Genomic DNA, 13,560 nt, shown 5'->3' on the forward strand with positions numbered 1-13,560 from the left:
ATTGCGCAACACGCAGGTGGCGCCGGATCCGGTGGTGTGCGGGAGCTTCCTCTTCCCGGTCCCGTTTGCCCACCTCAGAGGCAGGCTTTGAAATAGTCTTCGAGGACGAGGTCGACCATGGCGAGCGACAGCCCGTGGGCTGTGGGCTCGACCCGGCCGCGCCGGACGCCCTCGTAGACGCCGCGAACATACTGGCTGATCAGCGTCTCGGATATTGTGGCGGTACCGAACAGGGCGAGCAGCTCCTCGGCCGCCCTGGCGATCTCCGGCTCCGGCCAGTAGTAGCGGATGCGGTCCGAATAGCTGAAGTGGCGCTGCAGCCGCTGCTCGTCCGGCGTGCCGAAGTAATACTTGGCCCAGTTGTCGGGATGGGCGAGCATCACCCGCTCGAAGGTGGCCCTCAGCGTCTCCTTGCGGCGGCCGGCGTAGAGCACCTCGGCGATGTGGTCGAGGCCGTAGAGCGCCTCGCGCAAGGCGAAGGTCAGGGCAGGGCCGACCTTCAGGATGGAGAAGCCGTTGTCGACCAGCGCCTTCAGCGCCTCCGGCGTCTGGTAGTCGGTGGAATGCGCCTCGAACACGAAGCCCTTGAGGTCGGCGAGCACGGCCGACAGCGATGCCGCCTTCTCCGCATCGAAGGCGACGACGTTGTGGTTGCCGAACTCGACGCCCGGCTGCACCACGGCGCCGACCGCCCGCTCGAAGGCGTCGGTGATGCCGGCCTTGGCGAACGCCTCGCGGTGGACGGCGATGGTCTCGCGCGCCGCCTCGGGCCTGGTGACCTCCAGTTCTTCGATCTCCTCCATGGCGCCGCCGGGGATCGGCACCTCGGTGCCGACGATGTAGATCGGCTTGACGGCGGCGTCCCTGGTCGCCGCCTCGGCGACGGCGGCCAGCGACGCCGCCCGCTCGGCGGTCAGCGCATCGGCCAGCGCCACCGGCTCGCCGGCGCAGCCCATCGAGGTATCGAGGTGCAGCTTGGTGAAGCCGGCCTTGGCGAAGGCGCCGATCATCACCCTGGCCTTGTCCATGGCCTCGGAGGCGGAGAGCTTCTTCCACGGGTTGGGGCCGAGGTGGTCGCCGCCGAGGACGACGCGATCGAACGGGAAGCCGACTTTCCTGGCGATGGTCTCGACGAAGTCGCGGAAATCGCCCGGCGTCATGCCGGTGTAGCCGCCGTCCTGGTTGACCTGGTTGCAGGTGGCTTCGATCAGCACCGGCAGGTCGAGCTTGGCGGCGTGCCGCATCGCCGCCTCGATCACCACCGGGTGGGCCGAGCAGATCGACGGAATGCCGCGCAAGCCGGAGGCGCGGAAGCGCCAGGTGGAAATGTCGCTGAGCGGATTGGGGGACATGTCTTCAGCTCCTCTCTGCCGTGTCAATACGCTGGCCGCTCGTCCGGTCGAAGAGATGCAGGCCGCCCGGCGCGATGGTGACGAAGACGCTGCCCGCTTCCGTCACCCGTCCCGAATGAGCAACCACCACCTGGTGCCGGCCGAGCCGGCCGAATACGTGCGTCTCGTGGCCGGTCGGCTCGATCAGGTCGACGGCGATGGCGAGCGCCCCCGGCGTGCCGGCCTCGGCAAGCGTCAGATGCTCCGGCCGGACGCCGACCGTCACTGCCGTTCCTTCCGCCACTTCGTAGCCGTCGAGCGGCAGGCGCAGGCCGTCGTCGGTGTCGGCGGCCAACCGGTCGCCATCCCTTCGAACGGTCGCCTCGATGAGGTTCATGGCCGGCGAGCCGATGAAGGTGGCGACGAACAGGTTGGCCGGCCGGTCGTAGACGTCGAGCGGCGCGCCGACCTGCTCGACGCGGCCGCCATTCAGGATGACGATGCGGTCGGACATGGTCATCGCCTCGATCTGGTCGTGCGTGACGTAGATCGACGTGGTGCCGAGCCGCCGCTGCAACGCCTTGATCTCCGTGCGCATCTGCACGCGCAGCTTGGCGTCGAGGTTGCTGAGCGGCTCGTCGAACAGGAAGACGCGCGGCTTGCGGACGATTGCCCGCCCCATGGCGACGCGCTGGCGCTGGCCGCCCGACAGCGCCTTCGGCATGCGCTCGAGATAGGGCGTCAGGCCGAGAAGCTCGGCCGCTTCCGCGACCGCCCGTTTGATCTCCGGCTTCGGCACGTCGCGCAGCTTCAGGCTGAAGCCCATGTTGTCGGCGACCGACAGATGCGGATAGAGCGCGTAGTTCTGGAACACCATGGCGATGTCGCGGTTCTTCGGCGCCACGTCGTTGACCTCGCGGCCGTCGATCGAGATGGTGCCGCCGGAGATGTCCTCCAGCCCGGCGATCATCCTGAGCAGGGTCGACTTGCCGCAGCCGGACGCGCCGATCAGCGAGATGAATTCTCCGTCGCGGATCGCGAGGTCTATGCCGTGGATCACCTCCTCGGTGCCGTAGCGCTTGACGAGGCGATGAATGTCGACGGTGGCCATGGAAAACTCCTGCAGTGGATCGTGCGGGCCGCCGGTTTCCGGCGGCCCAAGCGCATTCAGCCGAGCACCACCACCTTGGAGAGGTGGCGCGGCTGGGTGCTGTCGATGTTCTTGGCGTTGGCGATCCGCTCGCCGAGGATCTGCATCGCCGCCAGCATCTCCAGCGAACGCTGCAAGCCCCTGGTGGCGATCGGCAGGCTGAGGTCGCCCGGCCCGCCGAGGCCGATCACCTTGACGCCCTTGGCCCTGAGCTCGGCGACCAGCTTCGCCTCTTCGGCCGGCTGGTCCTCGCTGTAGAGCATCACCGCCAGCATGTCCTCGTCGGCCAGGCTCATCGGGCCGTGCCGGTATTCCATGGTGTGGAACGGCTGCGACACCGAGATGCTCATTTCCTGCAGCTTGAGGGCGCCTTCGGAGGCGATGCCGAAATAGACGCCGCCGCCGAGCACCACGAACTTGTGCCGGCCGGCCGCCACCGCCGGCGCCTTCTCGCCCATCGCCGCCACCGTGGCGCGGGCGCCGGCCACCACCGCCGGCTCCACCGTCACGCCGGCCATGCGCAGGCCCATCAGCAGCATCAGGCTGGCCGACGACGACATGACGATGCCCTCGTCGGGGTGGGTCGGCGCGAAAGCGACGATGTCGGCCGCCCTGGCCATCGAGCTGTCCTTCTCGCAGGTGATGGCCAGCGTGCGGATGCCGAGCTTGTGGCTTTCCCGCACCGCCTGCACCACTTCGGTCGATTCACCGCTGCGCGAGATGCCGACCACCACGGCGCCGGTCAGGTCGGGCAGGTAGGAGCGGTGCCGCAGCGCCCACTCCGAGCCGGCGACGGCGATGGCGCGCTTGCCGTTCTCGTTGAAGGCGACCGCGAGGCTCATGGCGACATAATAGGAGGTGCCGCAGCCGACGAAGACGAAGGTGTCGGCCTCGATGGTCGGCAGCGCGATGTCGATCGCCTTTTCCCAGAAGGGGAACTGCTCGACGATGACTCGTTCGGTGGTGTTCATGGAAAGTCGTCCTTGTTTGACTGTCTATTCTCTGGGGGTCACTTGGTCGCGCCGGCCATCAGCCCGCTGACGAGATAGCGGTTGAGGAACAGCACGAGCAGAACGGGCGGGATGATGGCGAGGATGCCAGCGGCGTTCATCAGGCCGAAGTCGATGTAGTTGCGGGTCACGAATTCGGGGATCAGCACGGTCAGCGGCTTGGTGGCGAGCGTCGGCGAGAACACCAGGGGCACCATGAACTGGCCCCAGGCGTTGAGGAAGGTGAGGATGGCGCTGGCGATCAGCCCCGGCGCCGACAGCGGCAGCACGATATGCACCAGCGTGTAGATGCGCCCCGCGCCGTCGAGCCAGGCCGCCTCCTCGAGCGAAATCGGCATCGCCTGGTAGACCGACCGCATCAGCCACAGCGCCAGCGGCAGGAAGGCCGAGACGTAGATCAGCGTGATGCCGGTGTAGGTGTCGATCAGCTTCAGCGAGATCATCAGCCGATAGAGCGGGATCATCACCGTGTAGGCGGGGATGGCCAGCGTCGCCACCACGGCGACGAACAACAGGTCGCGGCCGGGAAATTCGAGGCGCACGAAGGCATAGGCGCCGAAGGCGGCGATCACCACCGTCACCACGGTGGCCAGTCCCGACGTGACAAGGCTGTTGACGAGCGCCGCCGAGAACTGCGGCCACACCGACTGGACGGCGTTGCCCTGCGAGACGCTGGTGGCGCCGACGAGCTTGGCGTAGTGCTCGAAGGTGATCTCCCGCGGCCACAGCGACGGCGTCCCCAGAAGGTGCAGCGGCGGCGTCAGCGAGGTGACCAGCGACCAGTAGATCGGCCCGAGCGACCAGGCGACCAGCAGGGCCACGGCGACGGCGGTGCCGATCCGCCTGGGCAGCGTTGATATCAGGCTGCGCATGTCAGTCGTACCTCGTTTCGCGATAGACCCTGAGCACGTAGATCAGCGACACCATGAGCGAGGCGAGCATCGCCAGGATCGACAGGGCCATGCCGCTCGAAAAGCGCAGGTTCTGGAAGGCGGTCAGGTAGACCTGGATGATCACCGAGCGGGTGTCGAGGCTGGAGCCGGACAGGATCCAGGCCTCGTCGAACAGGTTGAAGGCGAACACCGTCGACTGGCTGAGCGCGATGGCGAGACCGCTCGAGATGAGCGGCAGCGTCACAAGACGAAAACTCTTGATCGGCCCGGCGCCGTCGAGCCGCGCCGCCTCGTAGAGGTCGCGCGGAATGCTCTGGAGAGCCGCCAGCAGGATCACCGCCGTCAGCGGCATCATGCGCCAGACATGCACCAGCGACACCAGGAACAGCGCCGTCGCCTGGTCGTTGAACCACACCTTGCGGGCGTCGATGACGCCGAGCCACAGCAGGGCGTGGTTGAGCAGGCCGTAGCTCGGATTGAAGATCCACATCCAGACGATGGCGTTGACCACCGGCGGCAGGCACCAGGGCAGCACGGTGATGGCCAGTAGCCACTGCCGGCCGTGCTTCACCCGGTTGAGCAGCAGCGCCGCGCCCATGCCGCCGATCGTCTCCAGCACCACCGCCATCGCCACGTAGGCGAAGGTGTTGAGCCAGGCCGCCCGCGTGTTGGCGTCGGCAAGCAGCGAGCCGTAGTTGGCAAGACCCACGAAGGGCGTGCCCGGCCGCATCGGATCGATCCGGTAGAAGCTGTCGAGCACCGACGTGGCGAGCGGCCAGAACACCAAGCCGCCCATCACCACGACGATGGGAACGACGAGCGCGGCGGCAAGGGCGAGTTCGCCCGGCTTTCGGCTTCGTCTGGGAGAAGAGGTGGACATCGGAACTCTGTGTTCTCCAGGCGACCGTCAGGGCACGGGATCGCGTCCTGGGCGTCGGGCGGCGCCATGGCAGGAAAGAAAGCGGTGAGGCGGCGGGCAGGCGCCGCCTTCACGATGCGGCAGCGACGAGCCGGCTCCGTCGTCCGGTCTGGCTCCCGGACGACGGTCGGGACCGGCGATCAGTTGCTCTGCGCATCCTCCGCCGCCTTGGCGATCGCCGCGATGGCCTCGTCGACGCCGAGCTGCCCCTTGGCCGCCTGGTTGATGGCGCTCGCCACCGCGGTCGAGAACTGCGGATACCAGCCGGGCGTGCCCTGGGCGATCAGCGGTTCGACGACCGCCGCCTGTTCGAGCAGCACGTCGCCCTGCTTCAGCTTGCCCTGCTCGTTGAGTGTCCTGAGCACCGACATGCGCGGCGGCAGGTTGCCGAGCGTCTCGTAGGCGGCGATCTGGTTCTGGGGCATGTTCAGCCAGGTGATGAAGGTTTCCGCCGCCTTGGCGTTGGCGGCGCCGGTCGGGATGCCGACCGCCTCGGGCAGGCCGAAGGTGCGCGACTTGCCGGTGACGGACGGCATCAGCGCCGCCGCGACGTCGTTGGCCACCTGCGATTTGGCCGGATCGCTGTAGACGGAGAGATTGCCGGCCCAACCGGCGACGTCGAAGGTGAGCTTGCCGGCCTTGAAGACCTCGTGCACCTCGACGTCCTTGAGACCGGTGGCGGCGGGGTCGATCAGCCCGTCCTTCAGCGCGCCGATCTCGAAGGCCAGCGCCTTGTAGCCGCCGGAGTCCTTGGCCGTGAACAGCGGCTTGAAATCCTTGTCGAACAGGTCGCCGCCGAAGGCCTTGGTCAGCAGATACCAGGCGGTCGAGGTACCCTCGGTCGCCGACAGCGGCAGGCCGATCGGATATTCGGCGATGCCGGCGCTCTTCACCGCCTTGGCGGCGGCCAGCAGTTCGTCGGGCGTCGTCGGCGGCGCCTTGATGCCGGCCTTGTCGAGGTGGGCCTTGTTGTAGATCAGGATGCGGAAATCGTTGCTGTAGGGCACGGCCAAAAGCTTGCCGTCGTAGCGGAAGATCGAGGCGGTCGGGATGTCGCCGACGACGGTCTTGTCGATCTTGTCGTCGAGCGGCTCGTACCAGCCGGCGGAGCCGAACTGGCCGACCCAAGACCAGTCCACCTCGGTGGCGTCGGCCGGCGCCGTGCCGGCCACCATCGAGGTGATGATCTTGGTGCGGATGTCGTCCCAGCCGAGCGTCTGCGCATCGAGCGTCACGCCGGCATCCTTGGCGAAGCGGTCGGTCATCTCCTTGGGCAGCGTGCCCCAGGGCGGCAACAGCACGGTGAGCGTGTCGGCGGCGAATGCGCTGCCGGCAAAGGCGGCGAGCAGCGGCAAGGTCAGTGCTGAGGCAAGAAAATCGCGTCTTTTCATTATCGTTCCCCTTCTTGGTCAGAATGCCTTCAGGCGAGAGCCGGCCGCAGGGCGGCGCCCAAGCGGTCGACCCAGGCGTCATCGACAGCCCAGCCGGCGAGCCGGGCTGCCCTGAGCGCCGCGCCGCCGACGGGCGGCAGACGCGGCACCGATGGCGGCGTGCCGAGGCGCGCCGCCATGTGGTCCAATACGCCGGCGGCGTTGAACACGCCGCCGCCGTAGCTCCAGCGGATGGGCGCCGTGCCGCCACAGCGGCGCCAGGCGGTGGCGAGCTGTTCCGAGAGTTCGGCGGCGGCCCGCTCGATCAGCCGGCCGGCCACCTCATCGCCGTCCGTAGCAAGAGCGGTCACGTGGCGGGCGAGGCCGGCGATGCCCGAACGGCGGCTTTCGAGCCCGTAGCACCAGGCCATCAACCGGTCCGGCGCGATGCCGATGGCGGCGAACATCCGGCCGGCGAAGGCCGGCGACGGCTCGCGGCCGTCGATATGGCGCGACAGCAGGGCGAGCACCTCGCGCCCGAGCCAGTAGGCGCTGCCTTCGTCGCCGAAGATATCGCCCCAGCCGCCGACCCGGACATGCGGACTGTCGGTTTCGCCGAGGCTCGCCCAGGCCATGGAACCGGTGCCGGCCAGGATGAGGGCGCCGGCGCCGCAGGCGAAGGCGCCGTCGAAGGCGATGCGGACGTCGTTCTCGACGATGGCATGCCGCGGGAAGTGGAGGCGCACGGCGGCGATCTGCGCCTCGCTATATTCGTCGACCTCACCGTGAAACGGCAGGCCGAAGGCCGACGCACGGAGGTCGGCTTCATCGACGCCGGCGGCGAGAGCGGCGATCCCGGCGGTCCAGTCGCCGTCGGCGGTGGGATCGAGGCTCGGCAAATGCCGCAGCGAGACGATGCCGGCATCCGCCGTCACCAGGGCCGCGACGGTCTTGGTGCCGCCGCTGTCGACGCCGAGGACGACCTCGCTCATGGCGCGTCTCCGTCCGGTTCGTCGGCCTCGAGGCCGACCGTTCGCGTCCGGCAGCCGGCCTGCGCCAGCTTGTCGAGCCAATGGGCGGCGAGGCTGTCGTCGGTGATCAGGTCGAGCCGCTCGTCGAGCGGCGTCACCTTGTAGGTGGCGCGCGGGCCGAACTTGCTGGCGTCGGCGAGGACGGTGGTGCGCGCCGCCCGGGTGATCATCTTCTCGTTGAGGCGCGCCTCGTCCTCGTCCATCGTGTAGGTACAGCCGTCGTCGCCGACCGTGCTGGCGCCGAGGAAAAGCTGGTCGAACCACAGCCGTTCCAGCATGCTTTCGGCCAGCGCGCCGAGCACCGAGGCGTTGCGCGAGCGGAGGCGGCCGCCGAGCAGCGTCACCTGGACGTCGCGGATGTCGGTCAGCACCTGCGCCACCGCCAGGCAGTTGGTGAACACCGAAAGCGGCAGCGGATTCATCCGGATGCGGCGGGCGACCTGCAGCACGGTGGTGCCGGCGTCGAGAAACACCGACATGTCCGGCCTGAGGTCGGCATAGGCGGCGAGGCCGATCGCCCGCTTGGCGGCGATGCAGGTCTGCTCGCGCACCTCGAAGGCCGCCTCGATGCCGGCGGAATCGGCGATGCGGGCGCCGCCATGGGTGCGATGAACCGCCCCTTCGGTTTCGAGCGTGAGCAGGTCGCGCCGGACGGTCGGCAGCGAAGCCCCCACCGCCTCGGCGATCTCGTGGATCGAGGCGGAGGTTTTTTCGAACAGGTAATGGCGGATGGCCGACAGGCGGTCGTCCTTCATGTTTTGATCCTTTGTGATCGTACGTCGGATTAGGATCCAGGGAACGATCAATGTCAATCAGAAATTTGATGATATAGTGATCGTTTTGGATGCCCGGCTGGTCGGTAAATGAGCATCCGGCAGCTTTGGCCAGTCGCCGGGCCGCTGGCGGACGTGCCGAGAACCGCCCCGGGAGGGTTGCCTCCCGGTCGGCAGCGCCATGAAATAATTCAGGGAACGGTTCCTGTCGGCGGCGACCGGAGCGAGCAGCCCACGGGCTGGTCGCGGCGGGGCATGCGATCGCGTAGAGGCAAGGCGGCGGCCCGGTCGCTGGGTTCTAGCCGCAATTTTCCCGCCGGGACAGCGCAGTCTCGCGCTATCCCGGACAACAAGGCCGGTTGTCAAACCGGCTTACGGCATGGCTAGCCGGCGGTGTAGCGCGTCACGAATTCGTCGGCCTTGCCGAGGTCGCTGACCAGCTCGACGAGCCGTGTCGCCACGTGGTCGAGGAGGATGCGGCCGTTCTCGGCCGTGGCGGCGGCGGCGTTGCCGGTAACGCCGGAGCGCTGGAGATCCTGCGCCTTCCAGCCGAAGCCGCCGAGGCGGCCGTTGCCGGGGTTGGCCGAGAACTGGCGCGCCGTGGCCTCGATCTCCCGGGTGACCGGCTGGAAGTCGGCGATCTCGTCCTGGCGGACCAGGTCGGGGCGGAGGTGCAGCATCAGGCTGGTTTCGATGGCGCCGCCGTGCATGCCGTAGGCGATCTCCTCGGGCGTGAACATGCCCTCGGGATAGCCGGCGTCGAACCAGGCAGCATAGGCGACGAACAGGCCGAGGCGGACGCGCAGGTCGAGCGCGGCGTGGGCGAGGAAGCCGCTCTGGCCGCCATGGCTGTTGAAGATCAGGAAGCGCCTGACGCCGGCCCGGGCGGCGCAGGCGATGATGTCCGTCCAGTTGTCGATCAGGCGGGCCGGTGAAAATGCCAGGCTGCCGGCGAAATCGAGATGTTCGGCGGAGGCGCCGACCGTCTGCTCGGGCAGCACGACGGCCGGCACATTGTCTGGCAGAAGTTCTAGAAAGCGGACGATCATGCCGCGGTTGATGAAGGCGTCGGTGCCGACGGGCAGGTGCGGTCCGTGCTGCTCGACGGCGGCGACCGGCAGGATGGCGACGGTATCGGGCGGCAGCGCCGCCGCGTCGCGGGTGGTGAGGTCGGTCCAGTAGCGGCGCATGGTCAGGCGGTCTCCGGCGGGAGGGAGGCGGCGAATTCGGCCGCGAAGGCGGCGAGGTCGAGGCCGTTCTGCCGCTCGATCTCGGCGAGGATGTCGGCCGGCCAGCTCTTGGACGACTCGTAGGCGGCGGCGACGGCGCCGGCGATCATGGCGATGGTGTCGCTGTCGTTGCCGCCGTTGACGGCGCCGAGGATCGCCTGCCAGGCATTGCCGCGTGCCGCGGCCACAAGGCCGAAGGCGTGGGGAACGGCTTCGGCCATGGCGACGCCGTTGCCGATCACCTCGGTCAGTTCGGCGGCCGCGGCGTGGACATCGCCGGCATGATGCCGGCCGATCTCGACCGCCATGCCGATACGCCGGATCACGCCGGCGCCGCCGACGACGCGGCCCCAGGCGACGGCCTCGGCCTCGCCCGCACGCGCGCCAGTGACGGCGGCCTCCTCGATGTCGGCGAATTTGGCGCCGCCCAGGCCGGCGGCAATCGCCCCGGCAACCGCGCCGGCGCCTCCGAAGGCCACTTGCGTGTTGTGGGTCGGCGCCGACAGGATGGCGGCCAGCTTGGCCGCTTCCTCCGGCTGGCCCGGCCGGGCGCAGCCGGCGGCCGGGGCGCGCATCGCGCCGCCGTTCGACGTGCCGAACATGCAGGAATAGACGGCCGGGCTGGCGACGGCGGCCGGATCGGCCCCGGCTTTCAACTGCTCGACGGCGATGCGGGTGGTCGGTCCGGCGAAGCGGGCAAAGACGTCGCTATCCTCGGCCCAGTCGAGCATGCCGGCGACGGCGTCGTCGACGGTCGGCCGGCCACCGGTGGCGATGATGCGCCGCGCCATCGCCAGCATCTGCGTCGCGTCGTCGGTCAGCCGGCCGGGCGTCAGGCCGGCCGCGAAGGGCGCCTTGGGTGGCGGCGGCAACAGGCGGTCGACCCGGCCGCCGAACACGGCGACGATGTCGTCCGGGTGCATGGCCTCGGTGGCGGCGCCCAGGGCATCGCCCAGGCAGGCGGCGGCGAACACGCGGCGGATGGCCTCGGGGGAAGTTTTCACGGCAGGACTCCTGCGGAAAGAGGGCGAACGTCCACCGTCGCGGCGGCGCGTTCCACCTCGGCCCAGCCGTCACCGGAGCCGGCCAGATGGAGGCCGGCCGCCGCGACGCCATGGGCGAGCGACCGGTCGAAGGAGATACCGGCGGCCAGCGCCCGGGCGAGCCCGGCCAGGAAGCGATCGCCGGCGCCGGTGGTGTTCTTCGGCGTCACCGGCATCGCCGCCAGGCGGAGGAGGCGGTCGCCGTCGCGGGCGAGCACGCCGTCGGCGCCGAGCGTCACGCAGACGCGACCGCCGGCCGGCCTGAGTTGGCGGGCGAGTGTCGCTGCGGCTTCGTCGTCGGGCGCGATGTCCCGCTCCTCGGCGAACGCCTTCAGCACCTGCCGATTGGTGACGGCGACATCGGCCGCCGCGGCGGCGCGCCTTGCCGCCGCCCAGCCCCATCGCCCGATCTCCGGCCATTCCAGGTCGACGAAGGCGAGGGCGCCGGCGGCGCGGGCGCCGGCCAGGGCATCGATGGCGGCATGGTCGTGGAACAGGTTGGCCAGCACGGCGTCGCCGGCCGCCGGCCGCAGCCCCGATCCGATGCGGGCGAGCACGGCGTCGTCGATCGGATCGATGAGGATCGCCCGCTCACCGGTCTCGTCGACGATGATGGTGCAGCTTGCCGTTTCGAGGTCCGGCAGCCGCTCGATGGCGTCGGTGCCGACGCCGGCTTCGCTGAGCCGGTCGAGCAGCCGCTGGCCGATGGCGTCGTCGCCGACCACCGAGGCCACGGTCACGCGCTCGCCCCAGCCGGCCAGCGCGAAGGCGACGTTGCGGGCCGGTCCGCCGGCCGTATCGTACTTGGCGCTGACGAAAGCCTTGTCGTCGGGGCCGGGAATGCGGTCGACCCTGATCATCCGGTCGAGGACCACCGGTCCGATGCAATGGAACTCGGGGCGTCTCATCGGGCGTCGATCCTGAGGCCGGTATTGATGTCGAACAGCATGACGTCGGCGGTTCGCGGCCGGAGGCCGACCACCTGGCCGATTTCGGGCGACGCACCGGCATGGGCGACCGCCACGCGATGACCGTCCGCCAGGAAATGCAGCAGTCGCTCGCCGCCGAGATATTCCGACGAGGTGAGTTCGGCCGGGAAGGCGCCCGGCGCGTCGCGCTCGACGAGGTCGATCCGTTCGGCGCGAAGGCCGAGCGTGACGTCGAGGTTCCGCACCATGTCCAGCCTGTCGGCCAGCGCCGGATCGGGAGCCCATGCCATGTCGCCGATGCGCCAGCCGCCGGAAAGATGGCGGCGCGCCGTCACCATGCTGGCGGGCGGATTGCCGACGAAGGTGCCGATGAAGGCGGTGGCCGGCCGTTCGTAGATGTCTTCCGGGCTGCCCCACTGCTCGATGGCGCCGTCGTGCATCACCGCCACCTTGTCGGCCATGCTCATCGCCTCCTCCTGGTCGTGCGTGACCATGACGGTGGTGGCGCCGACGCGATCGTGCAGTTCGCGCAGATCGACGCGCACGCTCTTGCGCAGGATGGCGTCGAGGTTGCTGAGCGGCTCGTCGAGCAGCAGCAGGCGAGGGCGAATGGCGAGAGCCCTGGCGATGGCGACGCGCTGCTGCTGGCCGCCGGACAATTGGCGCGGCATGCGGTCGCCGAGGCCGTCGAGCTTGACGAGGGCGAGCGCCTCGCGCACGCGGTCGTCGGCCTCCGCCCGTCCCATGTGGCGCATGTCGAGGCCGAAACGGACGTTTTCGGCGACGCTGAGATGGGGGAACAGCGCATAGCTTTGAAAGACCACGCCGATGTCGCGCCGGAAAGCCGGCACGCCGGCCAGCCACTCGCCGGCAAGGCGGATGCGGCCGGCCGTCTCGGTCTCCAGGCCGGAAATGATCTTCAGAAGCGTCGACTTGCCGCAGCCGGACGGACCGAGCAGCGCCACGAAGCCGCCCTTGGGGATGGTGAGGGATATTCCGTTCAGCACCTCGGTTTCCCCGAAGCGCTTGGCGACCTCCTCGATGTGGAGATAGTCCTTCATCGCCCCTCCTCGGCAAGACGCGCCAGCGCGCCGAGCCCGACGAGGATGGCGTTGCGCTGGCCGGAGCCGGAGCGGTGCGGCTCGCCGGTCACCACGTTGTCGCCGACCGACGATACGGCGCCGCCGCGCCGGCCGTAGAGGCTCGACAGCGTCAGGATCGCCGCCGCCTCGCGGTCGGTGTTGAGGATGCCGGCCCGCCGCCAGTAATCGATGATCTGCTTGTGCTCGTCCTGGAGATAGCCGCCGGGGCCGGGCTTGCCCCAGCCGCAATATTCGCTGTCGCCGGAGCGGGTGATGCCGACGTGGAAGGGATGGCCGATCGCCTCGGCCTCGGCCGCCATGGCGGCCACGACGCGCCAATCGGCGACGGCCGGATATTCGGCGCGGACGTGCGCCTTGGTCATTCCCTCGTCGCGCACGGCGCCGGAGGAGACGACGATGTCGCCGACGCGCACCTTTTCGCCCCAGGCGCCGCAGCCACCGATGCGGATCACCGTGTCGCAGTCGGTGTAGTTGAAGAGGTCCATCAGCGCGAGTTCGGCTTCCGGCGAGCCGGATCCGCCGAGCACCACCGAAATCGGCACGCCGCGATAGCGGCCGGTGTAGGTGGTGAACAGGCCGGTGCGGGCGACCTGCTCGGCGCCATCGAGTTCGGCGACGATCTGGTCCTCGTCGGCCCCCTCGCCGACCACCAGCGGATCGCGGACGGCCAGCACCACCTTGGCGGCGACGCTCTCGCGCCGGAAGCCGGTGAGCGAGGGAATGCCGTCGCGTTCGAACTTCGGCATGCGGTCGAGATAGGGATAGTCTGTCATGGTTCA

Annotated in this window: 13 protein-coding genes; all 13 read right to left on the reverse strand. The window is 69.2% G+C overall.

What is annotated here, in order from left to right; translation table 11 throughout:
• Positions 1 to 74: 74 nt before the first annotated feature.
• Positions 75 to 1,352, reverse strand: a complete 1,278-nt coding sequence (locus CJ014_RS06715) for a D-tagatose-bisphosphate aldolase, class II, non-catalytic subunit (RefSeq protein ID WP_100079752.1) — start codon at positions 1,350 to 1,352, stop codon at positions 75 to 77.
• A gap of 4 nt (positions 1,353 to 1,356) precedes the next feature.
• Entirely contained in the window at positions 1,357 to 2,442 is a 1,086-nt protein-coding gene (locus CJ014_RS06720; protein ID WP_100079753.1) for an ABC transporter ATP-binding protein, read from the reverse strand.
• 56 nt (positions 2,443 to 2,498) lie between these two features.
• Positions 2,499 to 3,452, reverse strand: coding sequence for an SIS domain-containing protein (locus CJ014_RS06725; RefSeq protein WP_100079754.1), 954 nt, complete (start codon positions 3,450 to 3,452; stop codon positions 2,499 to 2,501).
• Positions 3,453 to 3,490: 38 nt separating this feature from the next.
• A complete protein-coding gene (locus tag CJ014_RS06730; protein WP_100079755.1) occupies positions 3,491 to 4,363 on the reverse strand; it encodes a carbohydrate ABC transporter permease in 873 nt (290 codons plus the stop codon).
• Position 4,364: 1 nt separating this feature from the next.
• The gene (locus CJ014_RS06735) at positions 4,365 to 5,264 is read right to left on the reverse strand and encodes a carbohydrate ABC transporter permease (protein WP_100079756.1); all 900 of its coding nucleotides are present in this window, start codon (positions 5,262 to 5,264) and stop codon (positions 4,365 to 4,367) included.
• Positions 5,265 to 5,443: 179 nt separating this feature from the next.
• The gene (locus CJ014_RS06740; protein ID WP_100079757.1) at positions 5,444 to 6,694 is read right to left on the reverse strand and encodes an extracellular solute-binding protein; all 1,251 of its coding nucleotides are present in this window, start codon (positions 6,692 to 6,694) and stop codon (positions 5,444 to 5,446) included.
• Positions 6,695 to 6,723: 29 nt separating this feature from the next.
• Positions 6,724 to 7,665, reverse strand: coding sequence for an N-acetylglucosamine kinase (locus tag CJ014_RS06745; RefSeq protein ID WP_100079758.1), 942 nt, complete (start codon positions 7,663 to 7,665; stop codon positions 6,724 to 6,726).
• The gene (locus tag CJ014_RS06750; RefSeq protein WP_100079858.1) at positions 7,662 to 8,477 is read right to left on the reverse strand and encodes a DeoR/GlpR family DNA-binding transcription regulator; all 816 of its coding nucleotides are present in this window, start codon (positions 8,475 to 8,477) and stop codon (positions 7,662 to 7,664) included. The genes CJ014_RS06745 and CJ014_RS06750 overlap by 4 nt, the downstream gene beginning before the upstream one ends.
• A gap of 383 nt (positions 8,478 to 8,860) precedes the next feature.
• Positions 8,861 to 9,667, reverse strand: a complete 807-nt coding sequence (locus tag CJ014_RS06755; RefSeq protein ID WP_100079759.1) for a creatininase family protein — start codon at positions 9,665 to 9,667, stop codon at positions 8,861 to 8,863.
• A gap of 2 nt (positions 9,668 to 9,669) precedes the next feature.
• The gene (locus tag CJ014_RS06760; RefSeq protein ID WP_100079760.1) at positions 9,670 to 10,710 is read right to left on the reverse strand and encodes an ADP-ribosylglycohydrolase family protein; all 1,041 of its coding nucleotides are present in this window, start codon (positions 10,708 to 10,710) and stop codon (positions 9,670 to 9,672) included.
• Entirely contained in the window at positions 10,707 to 11,657 is a 951-nt protein-coding gene (locus CJ014_RS06765) for a carbohydrate kinase family protein (protein ID WP_100079761.1), read from the reverse strand. The genes CJ014_RS06760 and CJ014_RS06765 overlap by 4 nt, the downstream gene beginning before the upstream one ends.
• Entirely contained in the window at positions 11,654 to 12,739 is a 1,086-nt protein-coding gene (locus tag CJ014_RS06770) for an ABC transporter ATP-binding protein (protein WP_100079762.1), read from the reverse strand. The genes CJ014_RS06765 and CJ014_RS06770 overlap by 4 nt, the downstream gene beginning before the upstream one ends.
• Entirely contained in the window at positions 12,736 to 13,554 is an 819-nt protein-coding gene (locus tag CJ014_RS06775; RefSeq protein ID WP_100079763.1) for a nucleoside phosphorylase, read from the reverse strand. The genes CJ014_RS06770 and CJ014_RS06775 overlap by 4 nt, the downstream gene beginning before the upstream one ends.
• Positions 13,555 to 13,560 lie beyond the last annotated feature (6 nt).

Origin of the sequence: Pleomorphomonas carboxyditropha, from assembly GCF_002770725.1 — a bacterium.
GTDB lineage: Bacteria > Pseudomonadota > Alphaproteobacteria > Rhizobiales > Pleomorphomonadaceae > Pleomorphomonas > Pleomorphomonas carboxyditropha.

Coding starts and splice junctions, on each gene's coding strand:
- CJ014_RS06715 (WP_100079752.1), bottom strand. CDS start 1,352: ATGTCCCCCAATCCGCTCAGCGACATTTCCACCTGGCGCTTCCGCGCC.
- CJ014_RS06770 (WP_100079762.1), bottom strand. CDS start 12,739: ATGAAGGACTATCTCCACATCGAGGAGGTCGCCAAGCGCTTCGGGGAA.
- CJ014_RS06735 (WP_100079756.1), bottom strand. CDS start 5,264: ATGTCCACCTCTTCTCCCAGACGAAGCCGAAAGCCGGGCGAACTCGCC.
- CJ014_RS06730 (WP_100079755.1), bottom strand. CDS start 4,363: ATGCGCAGCCTGATATCAACGCTGCCCAGGCGGATCGGCACCGCCGTC.
- CJ014_RS06745 (WP_100079758.1), bottom strand. CDS start 7,665: ATGAGCGAGGTCGTCCTCGGCGTCGACAGCGGCGGCACCAAGACCGTC.
- CJ014_RS06720 (WP_100079753.1), bottom strand. CDS start 2,442: ATGGCCACCGTCGACATTCATCGCCTCGTCAAGCGCTACGGCACCGAG.
- CJ014_RS06765 (WP_100079761.1), bottom strand. CDS start 11,657: ATGAGACGCCCCGAGTTCCATTGCATCGGACCGGTGGTCCTCGACCGG.
- CJ014_RS06775 (WP_100079763.1), bottom strand. CDS start 13,554: ATGACAGACTATCCCTATCTCGACCGCATGCCGAAGTTCGAACGCGAC.
- CJ014_RS06740 (WP_100079757.1), bottom strand. CDS start 6,694: ATGAAAAGACGCGATTTTCTTGCCTCAGCACTGACCTTGCCGCTGCTC.
- CJ014_RS06725 (WP_100079754.1), bottom strand. CDS start 3,452: ATGAACACCACCGAACGAGTCATCGTCGAGCAGTTCCCCTTCTGGGAA.
- CJ014_RS06755 (WP_100079759.1), bottom strand. CDS start 9,667: ATGCGCCGCTACTGGACCGACCTCACCACCCGCGACGCGGCGGCGCTG.